The following is a 24966-nucleotide window of genomic DNA, read 5'->3' as shown; positions in this document are numbered from 1 at the left end:
TCGGAAATGTTAAAAAGAGGGAGGGCCATGGTCCATAGTCCATGGACGATGAGAAATAATAGGTCCTAAACTATGGTCTATGGACTATGGTCTTCCCAAAACATTTCACCGGACAGTGGTCAATTATATCATCTTTCAGGTATTGCATACCTATTTTTTCGAGGATGCGGAGGGAGGGGAGGTTTTCAACATGTGCGGCAGCGGTGATGCGATTTAGTTGGAGTGTTTTAAAACCGTATTCCAAACAGGCATTTGCGGCTTCAGTGCCATAGCCTTTACCCCAGGAAGATGGGGAGTAACGGTATCCCAGATCAGTTTCTTCTCGTTCGGGTCTGAATTTTAAACCACACCATCCGATAAAATCGTTGTTCTCTTTGATGTGTACTGCCCAACGACCATAACCATATAATTGATAATGTGGTATGATGCTCTCTGTTAACCTGAGGATTGCTCTTTCGGGTGTACTTGGTAATTCATGTACATATTTCAGTACAAGTTCATTGCTGTTCAGCTCATGAATCAGTAAGGCATCATCAATGGTAAACTGACGAAACAATAAACGATCGCTGCTAAAAATATACTGACTCATGCTAATAAAAATGCCATCCCGCTTTACACGAGATGGCATAAAGTGGTTAATAAATTATAGAATCGATTTAATTTTCTCTATTACCTGCGGAAGATTACTTGCATCTTGTCCGCCAGCGGTAGCCAATGTTTTTTGTCCGCCCCCTCCACCTTTGATCAGGCTTTTCACGTGATCATTGATAAGCTTAGGTGCTTCCAATCCTTTATTGTTTACCAACTCGTCTGCTACAGCGATCGCCACACTTGCTTTGCCTTCAATATTAGCGGCAAGTGTTATTACATAATTTGAAAGCGAATCTTTTAAATCGAAACAAAGTTTTTTCAAACCATCCGCATTGCTTAATTCAACAATTGCACCGATGAACTGGATACCATTGATGATCACCATCTGTTGCAAAAGCTCCTGTTTAATAACGGCAAGCTGTTTGGTTTCAAGACTCTCGATTTTCTTTTTTAATTCGTTATTGTCTGCATGCAGGTTTTCGACGGCTTTTAATAATTCTTTCGGATTCTTTAAAGCCTCCTTTATTGCTGATAATTGTGATAATTGATCCTGCACAAATTCTTCAGCCGCTAAGCCACTGATGGCTTCAATTCTTCTTACGCCGGCAGCAACAGCAGATTCTGCTTTTATTTTAAAAAGCCCTAATTCACCCGTAGCGCCCACATGCGTACCGCCGCATAGTTCTATGGAATAATTTGGGTCTATGATTACTACCCGAACGGTATCGCCGTATTTCTCTCCAAACAAAGCCATGGCGCCCATTGAAACAGCTTCATCCTTGCTCATTTCCTTAATAACAACAGGGATGTTTTCACGAATTTTCTGGTTCACCATTTGTTCGATAGCCGTCATTTCTTCCGTGCTAACTTTCGCAAAGTGAGAGAAATCAAACCTTAGTTGCGATTCATTTACCAAACTTCCTTTTTGTGCAACATGCGTGCCCAGTACCTGTCTGAGAGCAGCATGTAATAAATGCGTGGCACTATGGTGTATAGCTGTTGATTGTCTTTTCTTTATATCTATCGTTGCTACAACGTCGGTATCTATTTTGGAAGGAATAGTATCACAGAAATGGATGATCAGGTTGTTTTCTTTTTTGGTATCATACACTTCAATTACTTCACCATCAAAGTTTAAAGTTCCTGCATCACCTACCTGTCCACCACTTTCTGCATAAAAAGGGGTGTTTTCCAATACCAGTTGATAGGCTTCTTTTCCTTTTGCTTTTACTTTTCTATACTTGTTAACCTTGGTTGAAGTTTCATTGCTGGTGTATCCTGCAAAATGATTTTCATTTGTATCATGAACCACAACCCAGTCTTCCGTATCTACCGCAGTAGCAGCACGGCTTCTGCTTTTTTGCTGTTGCATTTCTGTTTCGAATCCTGCCTCATCAACCTGTAAGTTGTTCTCACTGGCAATCAGTCTTGTAAGGTCAATAGGGAAACCGTAGGTATCGAATAATTCAAATGCGGCTTTACCTTGTATTTTTTCTTTTGAAGCAGCAATAATATCATCAATCCTTTTTAATCCCTTATCAAGTGTTCTTAAAAATGCATCTTCTTCTTCTTTTACTACCTTACTTACAAAATCGATCTGTTGTTTTAACTCCGGAAATACATTGGCAAATTGTGCTGCGATAACCGGGATTAATTGAAACAATAAAGGTTGCTTATAGTCGAGATAGGAATAATAATAACGCACTGCTCTTCTAAGAATTCGTCTGATCACATAACCTGCCCCGGTATTTGATGGAAGCTGACCATCTGCAATAGTAAAAGCGATGGCCCTGATATGATCTGAAAGTACCCGGAATGCGATGGCTTCTTTGCTGTCGCTATAATCGTATTTTTTACCGGTTATTTTTTCAACCGCTGCAATTGTGCCGGTAAATACATCTGTATCATAATTGCTTTGTTTTCCCTGGATAACGCGTACCAGTCTTTCAAAGCCCATACCTGTGTCTACGTGTTTTGCTGGCAGTGGTTCGAGACTACCATCTTTAAGGCGGTTATATTGAATGAATACATTGTTCCAGATTTCAATTACCTGGGGATGATCTTTATTAACCAAATCCCTTCCAGGAATTTTTGCCCTTTCACTATCTGGTCTGCAGTCTACGTGAATTTCTGAACAGGGCCCGCAAGGACCTGTTTCGCCCATTTCCCAGAAATTATCTTTTTTATTACCGTAAACGATGTGTTCTTCAGGTACTAATTTCTTCCATTCTTCCAGAGCGATGGAAGAGGGAGGTAAGCCTTCTGAAGGATCGCCTTCAAAGACAGTTACATAAAGGCGGTCTTTGTCTAGCTTGTACACTTCTGTAAGTAATTCCCAGCTCCAGGCAATAGCTTCAGGCTTGAAATAATCACCAAAGCTCCAGTTGCCAAGCATTTCAAACATGGTATGATGATAGGTATCAACACCCACTTCTTCCAGGTCATTGTGTTTTCCGCTTACGCGTAAACATTTTTGGGTATCTGCAATTCGGGGATAGGCTGGCTTTTTATTTCCTAGAAAATAGTCTTTAAACTGGTTCATTCCTGCATTGGTAAACAGGAGTGTAGGGTCGTTTTTTACAACGATAGGAGCTGATGGTACAATCTGGTGATTTTTGGATGCAAAAAAATCCAAAAACTGCTTTCTTATCTCTGCGCTGGTCATAAAATTTTAAAAACTGTATTTTAGTCGCTCAGAAGCTATCTTTGAGCGCTTTAGAAAGGCATCAAAGGTAAGGAAATGGCCTGTTCTTTTCAATTGGCCGCCTTGCGATTTGCCCCCTGAATATGAAAAAGATCAAATATTACTATAATACGCATACGCTTCGCTATGAAAAGCTGGAAACCCCGCTTAGGGTGCGTCTATTACAGTTATTTGGTTTTATTGCCGCTTCGATAGTAACCGGGATCATCATTTTTGCCATAGCCTTCCGTTATATCGACTCTCCAAAGGAAAAGCTTTTACGTCAGCAGAACGACGATTTGAGGCAGAATTACGATATCATGTCCGAGCGCCTCAAGCAACTGGAATTACAGATGGACGAAATTGCCAACCGTGATAATACGGTTTACCGGTCAATTTTTGAAGCCAATCCTATTCCGGATAGTGCAAGGGTGAAAGAAATGGAAAAGCGGAAGGAGGTTCAACTGGTACAAAGTATGGGTTCAACCGAACTGGTAAAAAACATGACGGCTCAGTTGAATAACCTTGCGCTAAGGATGGCATATCAGGAACGTTCTTTCGACGAAATCACAAAAATGGTTAAGAACAAAGAACAATTACTTGCGTCTATTCCTGCTATTCAGCCTATTAGTAATAAAGATCTGACCCGAATTGCATCGGGTTATGGATACCGTATTGACCCTATCTATAAAGACCGTAGGGCTCATCTCGGAATGGATTTTACCGCACCCCGTGGTACGCCCATTTATGCAACTGCTGATGGCGTAGTTTCTGATGCAGGATTTAATACCGGCGGATTTGGTAACAGGGTCGTGATTAATCATGGTAATAACTACCAAACCCTGTATGGTCACATGTACAGGATTAAAGCAAGGGTTGGACAAAGAGTTAAAAGAGGGGAAGTGATTGGTTATGTAGGAAATACCGGAAAAAGTTCGGGTCCGCATTGCCATTATGAGGTACACCACCGGGGTACGCCTGTAAACCCTATTTACTATTTCTATAATGATCTAACACCTGCTCAGTTTGATCGTTTACTTAAACTTGCGGCTGCTAGCAACCAGAGTATGGATTAAAAACTTTGGCTTCTAGCTTTTAGCCTTGATTGGCGCTTATTTTAGACTTTCTGCTATTGATGGAACACAAATGTTCATGATTTTCAGGATTTATCATGATAGATCTTGAAAATCATGAACATCCTTGTTCTATCCTACGCTTGGCTTGTTGCTTGCGGGAGATTGCTTCAACTGATGATGAATGTTCATGCGCGGTCATTATTTTGAAAAGAATCATTCATTTACAGAACAATCAGGGTTGCAGTTTGTATTTTGTTCGATAAATCATCACTATTGGAACCTGGTATCCGTAAATATCTGATTCGAATCATCAACACCCTATCGCTAGGGCTTTTATGGCTTGCACTGAATTCTACAGCTGGCATTATGTATGGGTATGCATTTGTTGAAGGACAAATAAAACTCGGTAATATCTTGTTCTATATATGGTTCCTGCTGAGTTTAACAGCTTATCTCTGGTATGTTATCAGGCTTTGGCGAAAACCCATTGATTTTGAGGAATAGCATATAATGTGATTCATGGTGGCTTTGTGTATGGCAACTGGAGACCATAGACCATAGTCCATAGACCATGGTCCATGGACTATGGTCTATAAGCAATAACCATCCTGCATCATTTGCTATTACCTGTGTAAATCTGTATTTTCAGAGCTGAAACTGAATACATGATGCCCTTAAAGAAAACTTCGAGGTGGGTAGTGATCATTGGTACATTACTAATCTGGTCTATTAAATTTTTGATCAGACCATTTGTTTTCATTGATCCTTCATTGAAGCCACTGGTCGGACTAGCACCCAATCTGATAGGTTCTTTTTTATTGCCATTTGGGGCATGCTGGTTTTTTCAGCGCATATTCAGGTTAGAAACAGAGCTGGATTTGAATATTACCTGCTTTTTTGGGCTTTTGCTGGTGATTATAAATGAATACCTGCAGTTGATACCCATTTTCGGAAGAACCTTCGATTATCTCGATATTATCTCTTCCGTGATTGGGGTATTTCTCGGCCATCTCTATTTTAGAAGATTAATGTTTCGTTTCAGGCCGGCAACTGCAAATACAACAGCTTAATTCTTATTGTCTTTGGTATCTAATATAACTGGTGTGTTTCCTTTACCCATTACGATAACTTTTGAGTTTGGAGAAGTAACCAATCCTTTTAACACCTGAATTTGCTCGTATTGTAATTGTTTATCGGTAAGACCACTACTCATAATACGCTGATAGTCTGCAATACCCTGTGCTTCTACTCTCTTACGTTCAGCTTCCTGTTTTTCTTTTTGCAGAACGAATTCCATTTTTTGAGCGTCTTGCTCAGCTTTTATTTTTTCTTCTATAGAAGTTTTTACATTGTTTGGCAGGGTGATGTTACGAACCAAAAGTTGCTCCAATACCAGACCACGTTTTTTAAAATCATCTTCAATACTCTTAAAGATGCGATTCTGAAACTGATCGCGTTTATTTGAATAGAGTTCAATTGCAGTAAAGTACACTGCATTGTCACGAATTTTGGTACGTGTAAGCGGACGCACTATCTTGTCTTTATAATCCAATCCTGTTTCTTTTACAATCCTTGGCGCTTCTTCACCAATTACACGATACAATACAGTCAGGTCAATAATCACTTCCAATCCATCTGCCGTTAATACCCTGATGGCATCATCATTTGCTTTGTCTCCCTCATCCTGTACCCCGCTCATGGTATAGTTTTGTGTTTTGATGTCTACTGTTTTAACATCAATCAATGGATTTACCATATTTAATCCGCTGGTTAGTACATCATCCGACACTTTACCAAAAAGGCTTTTCACACCTATCTGACCAGCATCAATTTGCTTGATACAGGAGGTAAGAAAACCGACAATGATAATCAGCAGTCCAAATACCCTTATACCTGTTGCCAGTTTACGGATTTCTTCTCTTTCCTGACTTCTGAGTGCAAAGCCGATGACCAATACTACAATACCAATAATAATGAGTGCCATATAGTTGTTTTTATATTAGTCGTTAAATAGTCGGAATATTACAAACATTAGCTGCTATGGTCTGAAATGATGTTCCAAACGCCTTTTATCTTTCTGAAAATCAGGGTATAATGGCCACTTAGGTCTCCGATGCTTCTGGTAAGCATCCATTTCCCCAAAACAAAAAAATGATCGGAAGATATTCTTCTGACTTCGAGAATATTAAACCTCAGTTTACCCATAGCTGCTGTATCGGGATAATTTTTCTTGTAATTGTTTAGGGTTTGCTGATAACCATAAGTAACCCCACTTTTGCCAACAAACATTAAACTGTCGCTTTGCCAATAGCCTTTCATAAAAGCATCAATATCACCGCGGTTCCAGTCGCGGGTTTGTCGCTCTAGAATATCCCGGATGATTTTTTCATCTCCCTGCTGGGCATATGAAAATGTAGTAAACATTAGAAGCAGGCATAGTATTGACCATTTCATAATAATAATTTACAGTAAGCTACTGAAAATTATGCGTCTTTAAATGCTCTTACCATTTCTCTTTTTCCCGGAGGCCCGGGTATTTTAGTAACACGGAAACCAGCAGCTTTCATTGAATGACGTACAACACTTTTACTGCAATAAGTAACCAGCACGCCTCCCGGAACAAGAAATGAGTATAGCTTTTCAAATATCCGGGTATTCCAAAGCTCTGGTTGAGCAGATGGGGCGAATGCGTCGTAGTATATGCAATCAATGCCGGAAGAAAGCTCAAATGACAATAAACTTGTATGGTGTTTTATCAGTTGAAAACCGGGTTGAATTGATTGAGGTATTTCCCAACCCGCCTGATGAATGGCCAAAAACAAATACTGTTCATTCAGTACAGTTCCATGATTTAAGGAAGCAATCTCATTTGGTTGAAGCGGGAATGCCTCAAGGGTATGATACTGTATCTGGTAATTTTTATCTCTTGCCTGGATGGCAGTAAGTAAACAGTTTAACCCGGTACCGAATCCCATTTCCAGTATTTGCAAAGAAGTTTTACCAAGTGTTTGTGTACAGTATTGTAAACCAGCATCTAAAAAAACATGGTTACTTTCCTGAATGGCACCATGTTTACTGTGGTAGGTTACCTGCATCTCAGGTATGGCAATCGTATCTGATCCATCGGCGGTAGTAAGGACTTTTCTTTCCATGTTACTGACACAAAAATAAGCTATGTATCATGAGTGAAAACGAATCTTTATCTTTCCAATATGGAATATAAAAAGCATTTACTGAAAGACCCTAAACTGGCTGGTATACTCGCTGGAACAACCCATGAACTTAGGTTACATAAAAATATCCCCTTGCGTTTAATGGCCAGTATTATGAGCCAGCAGTTAAGTACTAAAGTCGCAAAAGTAATCTTCCATCGTTTTCTTGAACTATATAAAGGAAAAGAACCCAAGCCTCAGCAGGTGCTAGATACACCATTTGAAACATTACGTGGTATTGGCCTGAGTAATGCTAAAGTTACCTATGTACAAAACGTGGCCAGTTTTTGCCTAACACATAAAATTACCGATACACGCTTACAGAAATTAGATAATGAAACAATTATTGAATTACTTACGCAAATAAAAGGAGTAGGTAAGTGGACGGTTGAAATGTTACTGATGTTTAGCTTGGGCCGTGAAGATGTTTTTGCAGTAGATGACCTGGGTATTCAACAGGCTATGTGTAAACTTTATAAGATCAGTTCAACGGATAAAAAGAAAATGAAAGCACGCATGCTAAAAATTTCCGCCAATTGGTCGCCCTACAGAACCTATGCATGCCTGCATTTGTGGGGATGGAAAGACGAAGAATGAAATATTGAATATCCAACTTCGAAGTTGAAAATTGGATATTCGATATTGGACATTGATATAGCCCTATGCTGAGTTGCGGGCGGCGTTGATGATGCCGAACATGCTTCTTGTTACGAGTTTTTCGTAGATCGTTTTTTTATCACTGTCAGGATCACTTTTTCTTATTTGATGGAGGGCGTATTGTTGTATTGTTAGCAGCGGCAGTACAATTTTATCCCTCATTTGTATGGAGGCCCTTCCGGCTAAATCATCTTCCATAAGTTTTGAAACGCCTGCCAGCTCAAGCACTAATTTTTCTGTAAGGTCAAATTCATCTTTTACCAATTGCCATACAGGACCGTATTCCGGATCATCTTTTATGTATTGGGTTAGCGGGAAAAAAGATTTGAGCATACTCATCATGCTATTGTCGACAAGGGTATGAAAAAACAATACATTTCGGAACATAGCTTTCATGTCTTCCCAATATCCTTTTTCTTTCATTTCCTGTAAGGCCGTACCTACACCAAAAAAGCCCGGTACATTTTGTTTCAACTGACTCCAGCTACCCACAAATGGAATGGCCCTTAAATCTTCAAAACGTAATCCACCTGCACTGCCTCTTTTAGCTGGTCTGCTCGCAATATTACTTTTGCTGTAATAATTAAGCGGACTAAACAACTGCATGTAGGAAAGGAACAATGGATGTTGCTTGAATTTTTGATAGGTTTCATGACTGATACGTCCCAGTTCATCTAAAAGGAATCGGTCGTGTTGCGACAATTGAATCCTTGTGTCAGCAAATAGTTCGTTACTGATACCAGCACTTAATAATTGTTCCAGGTTGTACTGCGATGATTGTATGGTTCCAAAATTGGAGGTAATGGTTTGTCCCTGTATCGTTAATTGAATCTCTTCATTTTCGATATTATTTCCCATGGACGCATAGAACTTATTGGTTTTTCCGCCGCCCCTGGAAGGTGGTCCGCCACGACCATCAAAGAATCGGGCTTTTACATTGTATTTTCTGGAAATAGCGGTAAGGTTTTCTTTGGCCGTATATATACTCCAGTTTGCCTGTAAATATCCACCGTCTTTTGTACCGTCGCTAAAACCAAGCATAATGGTCTGATGCATTTTTCTACCAGTAAGGTGTTGTGCATAGGCTGGGTGCTGGTATAACTGATCCATGATGTCTTCAGCTTCCTGCAGATCATCGATGGTTTCAAATAAGGGCACTATGTCTATGGGCATCTGTTCCTGATGCCATCCGCAGAGTCTGAATAAAGCAAATACTTCCATAACATTTAAAGCAGACTGACAATTGCTGATCACATATCGATTACATCCTGCTTCTCCATTTTGGTGTTGGATAGTTCGGATAGCATAAATGCTTTCGATGGTATCTTTTGTAATGCCAGGTTCAAATGAGGCAGGATTAACTGTTTCCTTGACATTGCTAAGGATATTTATTTTATCAGCATTTGGTAACAATGCATAGTTATCTGGTAATATGCTGTTTCCCAATACACGATTAATCTCTTGTAATACCTGTGTGTGAATGCGACTGTCCTGACGAATATCTATTGTCGCGAAATGCGTTCCGAAAATATTTACTTTATGAATAAGGCTATTGAGTCTTTGTAAGAAGAGTGAATGATGCTTCTCCACTACCAGATGGCGAATTTGGTGCAACCTGTTTTGCAGCTCGGCTACCTGTACCCGGTTCTGTTCAGTCGGACGAAATACATTTTCATACAAGATTTCTTCCAGTTCACTGATTAGTGTATCAACACCGGAGAAACTTAATCTTCGTTTTAGTTTCCTGATATCGCGGTAATAACAAACGGTAATGGCACTTCTGAGTGCTTCAGCAACTTTAACGGTCGTGGCAGCATTTACAAATGGATTACCATCTCTGTCGCCTCCCGGCCAAAACCCTAATTCGATAAAGGGGTTATCACTTTCATATTGATAATCGAAAACATCTCTTACGATTGTGTTATAAATATTACCGATTGAATGGTATAGAATATTTTCCAGGTACCACATCAGGTTCAAAGCCTCATCGTAGGGTGTTGGTTGTTTTTTATTAAAAAAAGGTGTGATGCCCAGTTGTTGAATATATTCATTTATGGTATGGAAATCGTTCTTTGATATAGACTCACTCATATCGTGAATAATACCTAAAACAGTACCGGGATAAAATTGTGTTGGGTGAGCAGTTAGTACTACTCTTACCCTGAACTTTTTAAGTTTATTTTTCAGGGCCTGTGTTTTGCCTGCAAATACAGCTTCATTATACAAGGCTTTCATGCTACCGGCTCCCTGTATATTGTTCACAGAATCAAATGCTGCGTCTTCTATGGCATCGAATAACACCACCTGTCTTTCTATATACTGAACAAATTTAAACAGCCGATCAAGTTTATCTTCTTCGCTACGTACTTCCGTATGCTGTTGAAAGAAGTCGTTGATAATTTGTACCGGATTCTTTCCTGCCTGGTATTCATCCTGACATGATTGCGATAAAATGGGTAATAGTGCACCAACATTGGCAATACCTGAAAAGGGAAGGGCAGCGAACAAACTATTGTAGATGGTGTACTTATCTGTTACATTTCGCCGAAACTGTGTGATATAATAATTAGAGGTCATAAGGTTGCTTCCACAATTTACCCATTTCTACCTATTTTACTAACGAATTTTTCAAAAAAGACTAATGAATTAATAGTGTATTTAAAACAAATGTTAGTTATGAAGATTAAACTTTTCTAATCTTCTTTGGTCTAAAAAGGCAATGACATTATATTCGAGTAAAATAGCCCTGCATGCAGTTAGATGATAAGGTCTTATTGGATCAATTTCGCCAGCCTTCAACCAGGGAGCAGGGTTTTACCGCAATTATCAAAAAATACCAGGAAAAACTTTACTGGCATATCAGAAGGATGGTGATTGACCATGATGATGCCAATGATGTGTTACAGAATATGTTTATTAAAGTATGGAAGGGGCTGGAGAATTTCAGAGAAGATAGTCGTTTGTATACCTGGATGTATCGTATTGCAACGAATGAATGTTTGAGTTTTATTGAACAGCAGAAAAGAAGAGCTTCGGTGAGTATGGATGAAGTAGGAGAGGGATTGTCTAATAAAATCAAAGCCGACAGTAACTTTGATGGCAATCGGCTGGAGTGGAAATTACAGCTCGCCATTCAGCAATTGCCTGAAAAACAGCGGGTAGTATTTAATCTGCGATATTATGACGAAATGCCATATGAAGAGATGAGCCGTATTTTGGAGACGACTGAAGGGGCATTAAAAGCCAGTTATCATCATGCCGCAAAGAAAATTGAAGCATTTATCCGTGAAAATTAAACCTTGTTTTATTAAGGGTATCCAATAAACATGAGTCAGAGAGAAGCAATAGAGAATGAATTGAAGCAAATGGGTCTTTCACTGGAACATTTGTCTGCTCGTATACCTTACCGTGTACCGGATGGGTATTTCGAGGCTTTCTCAGATTTGCTATTGGAAAGATTAGCGGTAAATGCGGATATTTCGAAAAACAAAGTTTACCAATTACCTAACGGATATTTTGAAGGTCTTTCAGACAGAATTATAGCAGCTATACATAAAGCGGATGTGACAGAAGAAATGGAGTCATTGTCTCCATTGCTCAATACCTTGTCAAAAGAAATGCCTTTCCATAAGCAGGCTAGTCCGGCGCTGAATATGGAAACCATTATGCAGAGGGCTGCGGTGCGTGAGATACCTGTAGTTCAGATGAGGGCTCGTAAACCTTTAAAATGGATGCGCTTGGCAGCCGCGGCGGTTGTAGCGGGGTTGCTTATAACAACTGCGGTTTTGTATACCTCGGATACTAGTCAGCAAAACGGAGACATGAAATTTGCGGATTATGCCCAAATGGATGTTTCGCATGAAATATCTAAACTCAGTGAAGAGGAGTTAAATACGTATCTGTCAAGTTCTGAAAGATTAGTAGTAGCAGCCGGTTATCGCGAACAATATGGTGAAGATGAATTTCCTGATGTGAATGAACATATTCAGTATATGAGCGATGATGAGTTGAAACAATACCTGGATGAGTCTGGTGAATCGGTTTCATCAGGAACAGTTGAATCAAATAGTTAATCATGAAAAAAGCAATATTTTTTATCATTGCCCTGTTTGCGACATCTGCTGTAATGTCGCAGGAACCTCCAAGGAAAATGATGGGTGGAAGACAGAATGTAGAAGTGCTGAAAGTGGCTTATTTCACAAAGCATCTTGCATTAACAACCGATGAGGCGGAGAAATTCTGGCCGCTTTACAATAGTTACACTGATGAAGTAAGAAAAGCGCGTCAGGATAATAAGGAAGATATATTGGCTTTTGAAGAAACTGTACTGAATATCCGTAAGAAGTATAAGACAGATCTCAAAAAGATACTTGTAACTGATGAACGCGTAAATAAAGCACTTCAGGCTGAACGTGAGTTTATGAATGTGGTGCGTAAAGAGTTACAACAAAGAATGGAACAGCGCAAAAAAATGCGTGAACCAAAATCTGGAGGTGGTCAGTAACGGTTATTTCATCGGTCCCCAAACGGGCGATTGTATATCGTGGTAAAATAAAAAGGTCCAATTTTTAGCTTGTCCTTCTTCCCACCATTGTTTCCTGAGTTCCATACATTTCTTACCGTCATAATCGTATTTGGCTACGAATCGGCTTTTCATCTGTTGTAGTTGCGGTGCATCATCTCCACCAAAGAAAATGGTTTGACTATCTTCCTCGATCCAGAAAACCTGGTGAAATTTACTATGCGCACCAGTTAGTTGGTAGCGTATATAACCATCTATTGTTCCTTCGTCTTCAGTAAGCCATACAACTTTACTGAATTCTTCAAGCAGTTTAAAATCTTCGGGTATATAAGAAGCAGAACCGATGCCTTGTGCAAATTCCATTTCTCTCTGTTGCACATAATATGTGGCATAAGGGAAACTGATGAAACGTTCCTGTGTTGCTTTATTGGTAATAGTTACGCCTCCGGCATGGTCTTTATGCAGGTGACTCATCAATACTTTAGTAATCTGTGAGGGATTGATACCTGCTTTTTCAAGATTATGGTATAGTTGAGGTGTTCCATCGGCTTCGTTGTATCCTAGTCCGGTATCGAGTAGTATTACATCTTTCGCAGTAATCACCACAAAGGGTTGTATTTCTACCAATAAACTGCCAATAGGGCGATTATTAAGTTCTTCTTTTTCGATATCGAAAGGAACAAAGACTTTTGTTTTGTCGATGGTAAAACTACCTTCTGAAAGTGGAATGATCTGCATGCTGTCGCGCTTTATCGTAAAACCATTTGCCGGTCTGCATCTAATCTTAGCATGATGAAAATCAGCACTGTAAAGGTAAGTAAAGATGAGCCCCCATAGCTAATCAATGGTAAAGGAATACCCACAATCGGAAACAAACCAATGGTCATACAAACATTTACGGCAATGTGAAAGAACAGGATGCTTGCAACACTGTATGCATAAACCCTGCTGAAAGTACTTCGTTGTCGTTCAGCTATGCGAATTATACGGTATAATAAAAACAGATAAATCAATAAAAACACTAAACATCCTACAAAACCAAAAGCCTCACCAAGAGAGGTGAAGATGAAGTCGGTATGTTGTTCTGGTACATATTTTCCGCGTGTTTGAGTGCCTTTTAAAAAACCCCTTCCTATAAATCCGCCTGATCCAATGGCAATTTTACTTTGACGAACATTATAATCGTCGGGTTTTCTCACTGATTTATTGGTATTGGTTTTATCCTGCGCTTTTTTATTTTCTGAGCAATCATATTCCTTACCCACCATACTATAGATACGTGTACTCTGGTAGCATTCGAGTACATTGTTGAAAATATAGGGCACAACAAAACGCTGTACTCCAACACAAACCAGCCAGATTGAAAGGATAATGGTTAGTAATCTTTTTTTCTTTTTAATCTGTTTTCGCAAGATGAAAATTACCACAGCGGCAATTACCGTAAGTATGATGGCCAATATATTGGGTTCGAGTATCAGCGTTGCAATAACCAGTACGCCAAATGATGATCCTATAATTAATATCTGTGCCGGTAATCCTTCGCGGTACATGGCGATTAGGAAACTTGTATAAACGAGTGCCAAACCAAGTTCATGTTGCAGAATAGATAGTACGGCGGGAGAAAGTGTAATTGCTCCGGCGATTAGTTGAGATCTTATTTTACTAAAATCAACTTCCTGTCGGGATAGAAATTTCGCCAGGGCAAGTGCTGCAAATATTTTACAAAGCTCTGCAGGTTGAAGGTTAAATCCTCCGGCTAGCGGAATCCAGCTTCGTGAGCCATTGATGTTTTTCCCGATTACAAATGTGGCCAGCATTAAAAGAATACCCATCAGGTAAAACAGGTTGGCAAATGCGGTAAACAACTTGCTATCTGTGAGCAGAATGAAAGTTGCAGCAATGGCACATACACCAGCAAAAATGAGTTGTTTGCTATAGTTTGTTTTACCATTGATGAAGGTGGTGAACCAATCTGTACCTGGTCTGTATTCGACCATAAAAATGCATAGTATACCAATGGCTACCAGGATAGCATATAACCAGATTACGAGGTAGTCAACACCCTGTGTGGCCGTTTGATGGTTTCTTCTGTTCATACAACTCAGGCTGCAGTTTTTCTTTTAATAGCGTTTTTTCGCTGTTGGTCAGGTAATAAAGCCAGTTTGGTTACGGTTTCCTTTCCCCCCTTTTTAGCGGGAATTGGTTTATTAGGTGTTTTCAGGCTATCTACTTCTGTTTCCTCCGGGGCTTCCTCAACACCGGAAGTGTCTCTTGCTGCTTTTTTGGCTGCTGCCTGTTGCCGTGCCTGCCTCAACGAATCTCTTTTCACCATTTGTCTTTTCATCTGAGGAGGAATAAGATCCATATTGGCTAATTGTTCCACTTTGGCTTTTCTGTCATTACCAGAGATTGAGTCTTTCAGGTATTTTTCGATCAATAAACTGGCTATTGGCGCGGCAGAAGTGGCTCCATATCCTGCGTTTTCGCACATTACTGCAATGGCAATACGCGGGTTATCTCTGGGTGCAAAAGCGCCGAAGAAGGCATGGTCTCTCAGCTTTTCACCACGGTATTGATTTTCCACAGTACCAGTTTTACCACATACCACTACTCCCGGTACTTTTGCATAGGCACCGGTACCAAATTCCATGGTACCCTGCATACCTTCATGTACTTCTTCCCATACAAATTCCGGTACTTCTTTTGTTTTATGTTTCACTTTGTATTTCTCTAATAAACCATAAGTGTCGCCACCTTCAATTGAATCGATCAGGTGAGGCGTGTAAAACCAGCCTTTGTTTGCTATAATGGCCATTACATTGGCGACCTGTGTGAGGTTGGTTAATATTTCACCCTGTCCAATACTGTTTGAAATAATATTACATGACTGCCAGTTTTTACCAAATTTTCGTTGGTATAATTCAGGACCTGGGATTAGTCCATCTCTTTCGGAAGGTAAATCAACACCTAATTTTCTACCCAGGCCAAATGAATGTGCATACTCATTAAACGCTGACAAAGCGAGGGATCTGTTAGCATATTTATTGTTATCAAGAATTCTTCTGAAGGATACTGCAAAATAACTGTTACATGATTTAGAGATCGCGGTTTTCAGTGTAAAAGTACCTTTTGCATGGCAACCCATTGGTCGGCCACAACCAAAGTAAGCACCACCACAGCTAACCGACATCTGGTCGTCAATAGCACCCTCGGCCATACCAACAATTCCAACAAAGGTTTTAAAGGTTGATCCGGGCGAGTAATAAGTACTTACTGTACGATTAAGTAAGGGGAGTCTCGGATCGAAGTATAACATTTCCACCAGGTGCTTCTTTCGTTGATTACCAGTTAAGAAGTTAGGGTTATAGGTAGGTGCGCTGACCATACAAAGAATACCTCCTGTTTTCGGGTCGATAGCCACAATACTTCCTACTTTATTTTCCATGAGTTTTTCGCCCAACTGCTGTAACTCAACATCGATACTTGAATACAGGTTATTACCGGCTATAGCTGCAGTATCATAAGCACCATTTTCCCAGGATCCCTGCAAGCGGCCTTTGTTATCGCGTATATATCGTTGAATACCTCTTTGCCCCATTAATACTTTTTCATAGATATTTTCCAGACCAGTACTGCCAAAATAATCGCCCATTTCATAACCCTCGTCTTTATGCCTTCGCAGGAATCCGGTATCCACTTCTGCCATATAACCAAGCATGGCGGCACCAACATTATAGGGATAGGTGCGCACCGATCTTTCGTTAAGGGAGAATCCTGGAAAGCGATACATGTTCTCATTGAGCTTTGCAAACATTTCTGGGGTAAGCAAAGCCTCAAAAACACTGGGCTTTACGCTGGTGTTCTTGAAAATAAGGTCGCGCATACGTTTTTTATAAGTCGCCGTATCGATATTAAGCAGTCGGCAGAGGGTAGCGGTATCAGTACCTCTGGCTTCAGATGGAATAACTACCAAATCATAGCTGATGGTGTTTTCAAGGATACCTCTTTTTTTACGGTCGAATATGATGCCACGATCCGGGTAAATAACTTTTCGGTAAAAGGCATTATTATCTGCTGCCAGTTTGTATTTGCTGGAAAACAGTTGCAGGTTAATCAGTTGTCCGACTATGGCGATAAAAACACCTGCAAAAATAAACTGTATCACGCGGCTGCGGCTCTGGTTGAAGACAGGCATATTTCTTGGAACTAAACGTAAAAGAGAAGTGTACTACAAATTTGATGCTTTGTAGTGGAGAAACGTAAAAAAATAAAAAAAATTGTTGTGAAAATATTACCTCTGGCATTATCTGTTTTGCGAGATGTCTTTTTTGGGGTGAATGGTGAATTGTCAATGAGGGGTGTGAATGGTCAATGGTGAATTGTCAATGAAGGGTGTGAATGGTCAATGGTGAATTGTCAATGAGGGAGGAAATAGGGAAAAGATTTTTTTTGTAAGATGTACTTCACTACTCACTATTCACTATTCAAAATACCATTCACAATTGACAATTCACAATTCACACCTCACGCCGCATTGGTTCTATACTTTCCTTTACGCAGAAAGAGTAGTTCTGCAAGGAAAATCATGAGCAGACTTATGGCTGTGGTGCCGAGAACTTTTCCGATGAAATAAAGGAAGTTGCCAAATTGTAGCCACTCAATAAATACCAGGTAGAAATGGTGAATAAAGGTGAGTAGGCCTACATACAAACTATAAGGAGCCCATCCCATACTTTTACTTCCTGGCTCAGAATAGCTCTGTTCGATGGTTTCCTGGGGCAGCAGGAGGTTGAGCAGATAAGGACGAATAAAGGCAATCAACACGCAGGGTGCGGCATGAAGCCCCATGGTTCCGGCAAAAAAATCCAGGCTTAAACCAAACAGGAATGCGATAACCATCAGCGCAATTCTGTTTATCGTAAAAGGAAGCCATAGTATATAGAGGAAATAGATATAAGGAACGATAAAACGGTGCAATGGCGGAACCTCATTCAGGATGAATACCTGTAAAAAGATAAACAGGATAAAACGGACGATATTTTTGATGAGGTTGCTCATTGATTAGATAATGGGGTATTTTCCAGTTGAACCTGTTCCGCATACCTTGTATTTTCTACTAAGTACACGTATTGGATATTGAAAAAATTGGTCGCAGTTTTTATTTTTAGAGTATAAAAATTACTGGATGGATCTTTTACAATGTCAGCCACTGTTCCAACCATGAGGTGTGACGGAAAATTTGCAGAGTATGTACTTGTTACTACAGTATCACCCTTTACAACTTTCGCACTTTTTGATACATTTCTAAGTGTAAGTATAGATGGGTCACTGCCATCCCATTCAATACTACCCGCATTATTGTCTTTTTTCAGCATGGCACTAACCTTACTGTTTCTGTGAAGCAGGCTCATTACTTTGCTGGTATTTGGACTCACATCTACCACTACGCCTACAATACCTTCGGGTCCGATTACGGCCATACCCTTTTTTACGCCCTGATTACTTCCTCGTTCCAGGGTTAGGAAATTGGTTTGAAGTGTAACAGTATTGCCTATTACCCTTGCCGGAAGCCAGGTAAACTTGCGGTAACGGCCAGATGAATCGCGGTGAGTCGTATCTGTATAATTTATTTTAGAGCTATCAGGTGCGATAACATTAGACTGGAGCAAATTTCTCAATCGGGTATTCTCTTCTGCGAGCTGTCGATTGGCTTCTGCGAGACTGAAATAATTTCTCAGGGTGCTGTATTGCTTATTGAGTTTGCCGGTAAGCTCACTGGTAGCATCAGCAAAAAAAGCTTCATGCGTTTTGCTGGATCTTGTAAGCAAAATGATTGCTAACACCTGTAAAACCAGAAAGCTCAGGAAAGTAAAATAGCGCCGTATGAAATAAAAGATATTCTTCAACCTGGAATTGATTAGCGATCAGTAAAATCTTATAGCCTGTTACTACAGGATAGGATCACTTTTTATCGCATGATGAATGGGAAGCGCTGGTAATTCTTGAGGGCCAGCCCTGTACCACGTACCACACTTTTTAAAGGATCATCGGCAACATGAACGGGTAATTTGATTTTCGCACTTAAACGTTTATCCAATCCACGTAAAAGAGCTCCACCACCCGTGAGATATAATCCTCTGCGATAGATATCGGCAGCTAACTCAGGAGGTGTGGTTTCAAGTGCTTTTAGGATTGCTTCTTCAATTTTAAAGATGCTTTTATCAAGTGCTTCAGCAATTTCCTGGTAGCTTACCATGATTTGTTTAGGAATACCTGTAACAAGATCACGACCGTTTACCGGCATATCATCGGGTGGATTGTCGAGGTCTTTCATCGCAGCACCCACATTGATTTTGATCTGTTCTGCGGTTCTTTCACCAATCAACAGGCTATGGTAACGACGAAGTGCTTCCATAATGTCGGCAGTGAATTCATCACCGGCAACGCGTATACTTTGGTCGCAAACAATACCTGCAAGGGCAATTACAGTGATACCTGTGGTACCTCCCCCGATATCGATAATCATGTTTCCAACAGGTTCTTCAACATCTATACCAATACCCAGGGCCGCGGCCATAGGTTCATGGATCATATAAACTTCTTTAGCCCCGGCTTGCTCAGCACTGTCGCGTACCGCACGTTTTTCAACCTCTGTAATAGAAGAAGGGATACATATTACCATTCTCCAGCTTGGTGGAAAAAGGGGTTTTTTGGGATAGATCATCTTGATCAGTTCCCTGATCATTAGCTCCGCAGCATTAAAATCTGCGATAACACCGTCTTTTAAGGGACGTACCGTTCGGATACTTTCATGGGTTTTCTCGTGCATCATCAGGGCTTTTTTACCCACCGCGAGCACTTCTTTCATATTGTTACGGTTCAGGGCCACAATTGATGGCTCATTTACCACTACTTCATCATTATGGATTATAAGGGTATTTGCGGTACCCAGATCCATAGCTATTTCCTGCGTAAAAAAGTTGAATAATCCCATTGTATATTAAAAATACTTTATTTCTTGATCAATGATAGCAAAGGTGGTTGAAATTACTTGAAATAACAAAGCCTAAAGTACCGATTTTTCAGGGGTTGGCGAATAGACCATGATCCATGGACCATGGTCTGTTGACTATAGCCCGAATTCGTATCCGATATCCTTCCTGAAATACATTCCTTCAAACGTGATTTCTGATAATTTATTTTTTGATTGTTGAACTGCTTCAGTAATATTTTTTCCGTAGGCGCTTATTGCCAAAACCCTGCCACCATTTGTTAAAACTTTGTTTTCATCTTTTTTGGTACCTGCATGAAATACCATCACATCTTTTGTTGCAGGCAGTTCAAGTCCATGGATCATTTTATTCTTTTCATAATCACCCGGATAACCACCACTTACAGCCATTACTGTTGCGCAAGCTCTTTCATCGTATGAAATATTTGCATCAGCAAGTGTGCCATTATCCATAGCTGCAAACAATGCAACCAGGTCTGTTTGAAGGCGAGGCATTACTACTTCTGTTTCAGGATCACCCATTCTGCAGTTGTATTCAATTACAAATGGTTCGCCTGCAACATTCATCAGACCAAAGAAAATAAAACCGTGGTATATCAGTTCTTCCAGTTCCAATCCCTTCACTGTTGGTGCGATTATGCGCTCCTCTACTTTGCGCATAAATGTGTCATCCATAAATGGCACAGGACTTACACAGCCCATTCCACCTGTATTTAAGCCAGTATCGCCTTCACCAATTCTTTTATAATCTTTTGCATGTCCAATGATCTGGTAGTCTGATCCATTAGTTAATACGAACACACTCACTTCAATTCCTTGTAAAAAAGCTTCAATCACCACTTTACTGCTTGCTTCTCCAAACTGTTTATGAAGAATCATTTCTTCAAATGTTTGCAGTGCTTCCTCGTGTGTATTTGCGATAACCACACCTTTTCCTGCAGCAAGCCCATCAGCTTTTAAAACAACGGGCAAACTGTGGTTAGCGATATAAATTTTTCCTTCTTCAAAATTAGCTGCGGTAAATTCTGCATAAGCAGCGGTTGGTATTCCATGGCGTTCCATGAATTTTTTACTGAAAGCTTTACTTCCTTCCAGTTGAGCGGCTTTTGCAGATGGGCCCACAACGAGTATTTTTTGTAGAAGTGGATCGCTTTCAAAGTAATCATAGATCCCTTTCACCAAAGGTTCTTCCGGTCCTACAACCAGCATACTGATATTGTTTTCCAAACAAGCCTTTTTAATGGCTTCAAAATCGGTAACAGAGAGCGGTAGATTGGTCCCAAATTCGCTGGTTCCCGCATTGCCTGGAGCGATAAAAAGTGCGTCGCAGTGGTGACTTTGCGACATTTTCCATGCCAGCGCGTGTTCGCGGCCACCTGATCCGAGAAGAAGAATATTCATAGAAATAAGTTCAGGTGGCGAAAGTAGGCTCTATGTAGGATTTTCAGCATGAGTAGGGTGTTTTTTTGTTAACGCCCTACTCATACTCAAAAATTAGTTTTCCGCTTCGGCAACGCCTACATAGCGTTTTTCCGGTAGTCTTTTGGCTACCAGCATAAACAATAGTATGGAAACGGCTAGTATGCCAATAAATAACCAATAATAACGTGCACCGGTAAACTGACTGAAAAATCCTTTGTCGACGATATTTCCATTAATCAGACCCACTAAAAGGTTACCCGCAGAAATACCCAGCAGGTATAATGCACTCATGGTACTTTTCATTGATACGGGTGAGTGTGTATATGCATATTCAAGACAGGTAACTGAAACAAGTATTTCTGATGCAGCCAACAGGATATAGGCTATTATCTGCCACCAAACCGATGGTTTTCCACCCGCATCAATACTTTCCTGAATCAGGGCAATAATGGTAAATGAAATGCCTATTACGACCAGTCCGGCTCCTATTTTGCGTAGAGGACTGATTTTAATTCCCCTTTTTTCTAGAAAAGGGAAAATAAGAGAGTTAAAAACAGGAATTAATAATACCAGGAATAAAGGGTTGATAAAATTGATTTGCTCTGGTAAAATGGAAAAATCTCCGACAAGGGTCAGGTCTAACCTGGTAGCCTGTAATACCCATTCCGAAAGGTTCTGATCCCAAAGTGCCCAAAAAATAGGGGTAAAAGCAAAAACAGCTAATACGCGGTAAACAGCTTTGATACCATCAATAGATGTTGCTGAGTATTTTTCTCCAACAGCCTCCCAAACTTTTTGTCCGGGTTTGCGGCTGAATAATTTTATTAGTGCATAGATGGAAATAGAAAAGAAATTCTCTTTTTTAATACCAGCCGGTGGAACACGCACATATTTTTTCCTACCTAACCAGAATAAAATGGTAGCCAGGGCCATCAGAATACCAGGCACACCAAAGGCGATTTCAGGGCCATAGTATTTTTTTAGCAAAGGGATAAATAAAGGAGCTAGTGTGCCTCCGGTATTGATACTCATATAAAACCAGCCATATGCTTTTGAAAGCAGGTGTTCATTTGATTTATCGAACTGGTCGCCCACGTTTGCAGACACACAGGATTTAATACCTCCGGCACAGCAGGCAATTACTACTAATCCGGCACTGAAAACCGTATAGCTATTATCTGATATTGCAAGAATCAAGTGGCCGATAGTGTATAATATTGATACCAATAGGATAACCCTGTATTTTCCAAAAAACCAATCTGCCATTATGGCTCCAACCATGGGCATGAAATAGGCCAGTGTTACAAAAAGGTGCGACATCTCATTTGCTTTGGCATCGGCCTCTGCAGTGAGTGCGGGGTTTAGGGTTGGATTAAAAAATGCGACAGCCATATAAGTAACCATAATGGAGCGCAAGCCATAAAAGCTAAATCTTTCTGCAATCTCGCTTCCAATGATAAATGGAATCGATTTTGGCATACTGCCTTTCTTTGACTCTTTTTGTATATCAGACATAAATCGTATTTTGAAATTTAAAAGTATCGGAAACTATCGGTAAACGGTTCATTGTTTGCCGAAAAAAATGCTTGCTTCATCTAAAAACCAACTCATGTCCCAATCTCAAAAAACTTTTAAACCCTTTGTTTCCCCCGAAACAAATATGAAAGAGCTTACCGTAAAATCGATTCTGGTAGGTAGTCTCTTCGGTGTAATTTTTGGCGCGGCCACAGTTTATCTAGCGCTGAAAGCCGGGTTAACCGTTTCAGCTTCTATACCAATTGCCGTAATTGCCATTACACTGGGTAGAAAATTTTTGAAGACCACGATTCTTGAAAACAATATCATACAAACTACCGGTTCTGCTGGTGAAAGTATTGCAGCAGGGGTAGCATTCACATTACCAGGTTTCCTGTTTTTATCTTCTCCTTCCAGTGCTGAATACTTTAATTATCTCACTATTCTCATACTTGCAATTGTGGGCGGATTACTGGGTACCTTATTAATGGTGCCACTGAGAAAAGCGTTGATTGTAAATGAGCACGATAATCTTCCATATCCGGAGGGTACTGCTTGCGGAGATGTATTAAAAGCTGGAGAGAGAGGGGGAGATTTTGCTAAAACTGCTTTTTGGGGTCTGGGTGTTGCTTTTGTATATGCTCTTCTGCAAAAAGTAATGCATGTGATAGCGGAGACACCTTTCTATGCCACTAAACAAATCAATAAATTCTTCCCATCAGCCAAAGTGAGTGGTGAAATTACGCCGGAATACCTTGGGGTAGGTTATATCATCGGACCGCGAATTGCAGGGGTACTGGTTGCGGGTAGTGTGCTTAGCTGGATGGTATTTATTCCATTGTTATCAACCCTTGTTCCTGCTGACGCTATTGCCATTCAGTTGGCTAAACTTGGATACCTGGCAGATATTACAAAAGCAGGTGGCAAAGGCGGATGGGATCCGGTAACACATACTTTCGCTGATTACTCTGCGGCTATCTATTATGCTTATGTACGTCAGGTAGGCGCTGGTACTGTTGCTGCTGGAGGTATCATTACACTGCTTAAGACCTTACCTACCATTGTAAAATCTGTAAAGGGTAGCATGGCTTCTCTCAAGGGCGGCGGTGCTGCATCTGGCATTAATGTTTCACGTACAGACAAAGACCTTAGCTTAAAAATTGTGGGTTTAGGTAGTCTTGCCCTGATAGCCATTATCTCTGTTATACCAAGTTTACCCGGAGATGGTTTTCTTCAGAAAATTTTGATAGGAATACTGGTAGTATTGTTCGGTGCATTGTTTGTTACGGTATCATCCCGAATTGTGGGCTTAATTGGATCTTCAAATAACCCAATCAGCGGTATGACCATCGCTACCGTTATGGGAACCAGCCTGATATTCTTAAGTCTTGGCTGGTCTGGTCAGGCCTATGAACCACTGGTGTTGGTTGTAGGAGGTATGATTTGTATTGCTGCTGCCAATGCGGGTGCCACTTCACAGGATTTAAAGAGTGGTTATATTGTTGGCGCTACACCACGTAACCAGCAAATAGCTTTGTTTGTAGGCGCTATTGTATCATCCATTGTTATTGGTATAACGGTGAAGTTCCTTGATAAACCAACCACTGAAATGGTACAACAGGGGATACAACATGCTATCGGAACAGAAAAATATCCTGCCCCTCAGGCAACATTGATGGCTACTTTAATTAAAGGTATCCTGTCTCAAAATCTCGACTGGCAGTATGTTATCGTAGGGATGTTCCTGGCAGTGGTGATGGAACTTTGTGGTATTAAATCGTTGAGTTTTGCAATTGGGGTTTATCTGCCACTTGCCACTACCCTGCCTATATTTATTGGTGGTGCTATTCGTGGAATTGTGGAAGGCAAGCAGAAAAAAGATAAAAAGGAAGTAAGTGCAGAAGAAGAGGAACTGAGTAAAGGAAGCTTATTCGCTACCGGACTGGTTGCGGGCGGTGCCGTTGCAGGTGTTGTGATTGCATTTATTACCGGTACGTCTGGAGGAGAACAATTCCTGAAAAGTATCAGTATGGAACATGGATTGGTGAGTGCCTTCACAGAAAACGGATACTTCCTGTTAGGTACCTTGTTCTTTGCCATCATGGGCTTTATACTGTATCGGGTTGCTATGAAAAAAACAACTTAATCTTAGTGAAAAGAGCGTCTGTTCAGGCGCTCTTTTTTTTGCCACTGAGGGCACAGAAACGCACAGAAAAAATCAACTTATGCTGTGCTTCTCCGTGTATTCAGTGGCAATCATTTTTAATCATAAAGAT

The 24966-nt window shown here is 40.4% G+C and carries 21 protein-coding genes; 7 read left to right on the top strand and 14 right to left on the bottom strand.

Annotation, left to right across the window (positions count from 1 at the left end; translation table 11 throughout):
* Positions 1–70: 70 nt before the first annotated feature.
* Complete coding sequence (locus ACH30E_RS16545; RefSeq protein WP_490825668.1) at positions 71–589, bottom strand: GNAT family N-acetyltransferase; 519 nt, start codon at positions 587–589, stop codon at positions 71–73.
* Between the two features lie 54 nt (positions 590–643).
* The gene (alaS, locus tag ACH30E_RS16540) at positions 644–3256 is read right to left on the bottom strand and encodes an alanine--tRNA ligase (protein ID WP_490825669.1); all 2613 of its coding nucleotides are present in this window, start codon (positions 3254–3256) and stop codon (positions 644–646) included.
* Between the two features lie 122 nt (positions 3257–3378).
* Here alaS and ACH30E_RS16535 point away from each other — a divergent pair, with 122 nt between their 5' ends.
* Positions 3379–4350 carry a M23 family metallopeptidase gene (locus ACH30E_RS16535; protein WP_490825670.1) on the top strand — a complete coding sequence of 324 codons (972 nt, stop codon included), beginning with the start codon at positions 3379–3381 and terminating at the stop codon, positions 4348–4350.
* A 665-nt stretch (positions 4351–5015) separates the two neighbouring features.
* Positions 5016–5420 carry a hypothetical protein gene (locus tag ACH30E_RS16530; RefSeq protein ID WP_294995298.1) on the top strand — a complete coding sequence of 135 codons (405 nt, stop codon included), beginning with the start codon at positions 5016–5018 and terminating at the stop codon, positions 5418–5420.
* Here the strand turns inward: ACH30E_RS16530 and ACH30E_RS16525 are convergent.
* From ACH30E_RS16525 to mnmC2, 3 genes are read right to left on the bottom strand one after another with little or no spacing between them, the layout of a single operon-like run.
* Entirely contained in the window at positions 5417–6334 is a 918-nt protein-coding gene (locus tag ACH30E_RS16525) for a prohibitin family protein (RefSeq protein WP_294995295.1), read from the bottom strand. The genes ACH30E_RS16530 and ACH30E_RS16525 overlap by 4 nt on opposite strands.
* Before the next feature lie 47 nt (positions 6335–6381).
* Positions 6382–6804, bottom strand: coding sequence for a YybH family protein (locus ACH30E_RS16520; protein WP_490825671.1), 423 nt, complete (start codon positions 6802–6804; stop codon positions 6382–6384).
* 29 nt (positions 6805–6833) lie between these two features.
* The gene (gene mnmC2 / locus ACH30E_RS16515; RefSeq protein ID WP_294995289.1) at positions 6834–7502 is read right to left on the bottom strand and encodes a tRNA (5-methylaminomethyl-2-thiouridine)(34)-methyltransferase MnmC2; all 669 of its coding nucleotides are present in this window, start codon (positions 7500–7502) and stop codon (positions 6834–6836) included.
* Between the two features lie 60 nt (positions 7503–7562).
* On the opposite strand from mnmC2, the gene ACH30E_RS16510 reads away from it, so the two are divergent.
* A complete protein-coding gene (locus ACH30E_RS16510) occupies positions 7563–8159 on the top strand; it encodes a DNA-3-methyladenine glycosylase family protein (protein WP_490825672.1) in 597 nt (198 codons plus the stop codon).
* A 63-nt stretch (positions 8160–8222) separates the two neighbouring features.
* Here the strand turns inward: ACH30E_RS16510 and ACH30E_RS16505 are convergent, their stop codons facing one another.
* Positions 8223–10796, bottom strand: coding sequence for a phosphoenolpyruvate carboxylase (locus ACH30E_RS16505; protein ID WP_490825673.1), 2574 nt, complete (start codon positions 10794–10796; stop codon positions 8223–8225).
* A gap of 173 nt (positions 10797–10969) precedes the next feature.
* On the opposite strand from ACH30E_RS16505, the gene ACH30E_RS16500 reads away from it, so the two are divergent.
* Genes ACH30E_RS16500 through ACH30E_RS16490 form a run of 3 tightly spaced genes read left to right on the top strand, consistent with a single transcriptional unit; the run spans position 10970 to position 12723 of the window.
* On the top strand, positions 10970–11515 hold the full coding sequence (locus ACH30E_RS16500) for an RNA polymerase sigma factor (protein WP_294995280.1): 546 nt from the start codon (positions 10970–10972) through the stop codon (positions 11513–11515).
* 30 nt (positions 11516–11545) lie between these two features.
* Positions 11546–12292 (top strand): hypothetical protein, encoded by a 747-nt coding sequence (locus tag ACH30E_RS16495; RefSeq protein ID WP_490825674.1) that lies wholly within the window; start codon positions 11546–11548, stop codon positions 12290–12292.
* Between the two features lie 2 nt (positions 12293–12294).
* Positions 12295–12723 (top strand): hypothetical protein, encoded by a 429-nt coding sequence (locus ACH30E_RS16490; protein ID WP_490825675.1) that lies wholly within the window; start codon positions 12295–12297, stop codon positions 12721–12723.
* A gap of 3 nt (positions 12724–12726) precedes the next feature.
* Here ACH30E_RS16490 and ACH30E_RS16485 read toward each other — a convergent pair whose 3' ends face one another.
* From ACH30E_RS16485 to ACH30E_RS16450, 8 genes are all read right to left on the bottom strand, one after another.
* Positions 12727–13479: an MBL fold metallo-hydrolase gene (locus ACH30E_RS16485; protein WP_490825676.1), complete on the bottom strand. Its 753-nt coding sequence runs from the start codon at positions 13477–13479 to the stop codon at positions 12727–12729.
* An 11-nt stretch (positions 13480–13490) separates the two neighbouring features.
* Positions 13491–14837, bottom strand: a complete 1347-nt coding sequence (gene rodA, locus ACH30E_RS16480) for a rod shape-determining protein RodA (RefSeq protein WP_294995270.1) — start codon at positions 14835–14837, stop codon at positions 13491–13493.
* A 5-nt stretch (positions 14838–14842) separates the two neighbouring features.
* Positions 14843–16906 (bottom strand): penicillin-binding transpeptidase domain-containing protein, encoded by a 2064-nt coding sequence (locus ACH30E_RS16475; protein WP_490825677.1) that lies wholly within the window; start codon positions 16904–16906, stop codon positions 14843–14845.
* Positions 16907–17265: 359 nt separating this feature from the next.
* Entirely contained in the window at positions 17266–17799 is a 534-nt protein-coding gene (locus ACH30E_RS16470; protein WP_490825678.1) for a rod shape-determining protein MreD, read from the bottom strand.
* A complete protein-coding gene (gene mreC, locus ACH30E_RS16465; RefSeq protein ID WP_294995261.1) occupies positions 17796–18647 on the bottom strand; it encodes a rod shape-determining protein MreC in 852 nt (283 codons plus the stop codon). Before mreC ends, ACH30E_RS16470 begins: the two co-directional genes overlap by 4 nt.
* Before the next feature lie 62 nt (positions 18648–18709).
* Positions 18710–19735, bottom strand: coding sequence for a rod shape-determining protein (locus tag ACH30E_RS16460; protein ID WP_133473547.1), 1026 nt, complete (start codon positions 19733–19735; stop codon positions 18710–18712).
* 135 nt (positions 19736–19870) lie between these two features.
* Positions 19871–21154 (bottom strand): phosphoribosylamine--glycine ligase, encoded by a 1284-nt coding sequence (purD, locus tag ACH30E_RS16455; protein WP_294995257.1) that lies wholly within the window; start codon positions 21152–21154, stop codon positions 19871–19873.
* A gap of 93 nt (positions 21155–21247) precedes the next feature.
* On the bottom strand, positions 21248–22690 hold the full coding sequence (locus ACH30E_RS16450; protein ID WP_294995254.1) for a POT-type proton-dependent oligopeptide transporter: 1443 nt from the start codon (positions 22688–22690) through the stop codon (positions 21248–21250).
* A gap of 94 nt (positions 22691–22784) precedes the next feature.
* Here ACH30E_RS16450 and ACH30E_RS16445 point away from each other — a divergent pair, with 94 nt between their 5' ends.
* Positions 22785–24836: an OPT family oligopeptide transporter gene (locus ACH30E_RS16445; RefSeq protein ID WP_294995252.1), complete on the top strand. Its 2052-nt coding sequence runs from the start codon at positions 22785–22787 to the stop codon at positions 24834–24836.
* Positions 24837–24966: the final 130 nt, after the last annotated feature.

Source organism: Sediminibacterium sp. FW305-C-61 (genome assembly GCF_058231065.1).
This window is presented reverse-complemented; position numbering and strand designations above follow the sequence as displayed.

What these genes read in the sequence shown, in the direction of transcription:
- ACH30E_RS16545 (WP_490825668.1), bottom strand. Translation starts at nt 589, where the DNA reads ATGAGTCAGTATATTTTTAGCAGCGATCGTTTATTGTTTCGTCAGTTT.
- alaS (WP_490825669.1), bottom strand. Translation starts at nt 3,256, where the DNA reads ATGACCAGCGCAGAGATAAGAAAGCAGTTTTTGGATTTTTTTGCATCC.
- ACH30E_RS16535 (WP_490825670.1), top strand. Translation starts at nt 3,379, where the DNA reads ATGAAAAAGATCAAATATTACTATAATACGCATACGCTTCGCTATGAA.
- ACH30E_RS16530 (WP_294995298.1), top strand. Translation starts at nt 5,016, where the DNA reads ATGATGCCCTTAAAGAAAACTTCGAGGTGGGTAGTGATCATTGGTACA.
- ACH30E_RS16525 (WP_294995295.1), bottom strand. Translation starts at nt 6,334, where the DNA reads ATGGCACTCATTATTATTGGTATTGTAGTATTGGTCATCGGCTTTGCA.
- ACH30E_RS16520 (WP_490825671.1), bottom strand. Translation starts at nt 6,804, where the DNA reads ATGAAATGGTCAATACTATGCCTGCTTCTAATGTTTACTACATTTTCA.
- mnmC2 (WP_294995289.1), bottom strand. Translation starts at nt 7,502, where the DNA reads ATGGAAAGAAAAGTCCTTACTACCGCCGATGGATCAGATACGATTGCC.
- ACH30E_RS16510 (WP_490825672.1), top strand. Translation starts at nt 7,563, where the DNA reads ATGGAATATAAAAAGCATTTACTGAAAGACCCTAAACTGGCTGGTATA.
- ACH30E_RS16505 (WP_490825673.1), bottom strand. Translation starts at nt 10,796, where the DNA reads ATGACCTCTAATTATTATATCACACAGTTTCGGCGAAATGTAACAGAT.
- ACH30E_RS16500 (WP_294995280.1), top strand. Translation starts at nt 10,970, where the DNA reads ATGCAGTTAGATGATAAGGTCTTATTGGATCAATTTCGCCAGCCTTCA.
- ACH30E_RS16495 (WP_490825674.1), top strand. Translation starts at nt 11,546, where the DNA reads ATGAGTCAGAGAGAAGCAATAGAGAATGAATTGAAGCAAATGGGTCTT.
- ACH30E_RS16490 (WP_490825675.1), top strand. Translation starts at nt 12,295, where the DNA reads ATGAAAAAAGCAATATTTTTTATCATTGCCCTGTTTGCGACATCTGCT.
- ACH30E_RS16485 (WP_490825676.1), bottom strand. Translation starts at nt 13,479, where the DNA reads ATGCAGATCATTCCACTTTCAGAAGGTAGTTTTACCATCGACAAAACA.
- rodA (WP_294995270.1), bottom strand. Translation starts at nt 14,837, where the DNA reads ATGAACAGAAGAAACCATCAAACGGCCACACAGGGTGTTGACTACCTC.
- ACH30E_RS16470 (WP_490825678.1), bottom strand. Translation starts at nt 17,799, where the DNA reads ATGAGCAACCTCATCAAAAATATCGTCCGTTTTATCCTGTTTATCTTT.
- ACH30E_RS16460 (WP_133473547.1), bottom strand. Translation starts at nt 19,735, where the DNA reads ATGGGATTATTCAACTTTTTTACGCAGGAAATAGCTATGGATCTGGGT.
- purD (WP_294995257.1), bottom strand. Translation starts at nt 21,154, where the DNA reads ATGAATATTCTTCTTCTCGGATCAGGTGGCCGCGAACACGCGCTGGCA.
- ACH30E_RS16450 (WP_294995254.1), bottom strand. Translation starts at nt 22,690, where the DNA reads ATGTCTGATATACAAAAAGAGTCAAAGAAAGGCAGTATGCCAAAATCG.
- ACH30E_RS16445 (WP_294995252.1), top strand. Translation starts at nt 22,785, where the DNA reads ATGTCCCAATCTCAAAAAACTTTTAAACCCTTTGTTTCCCCCGAAACA.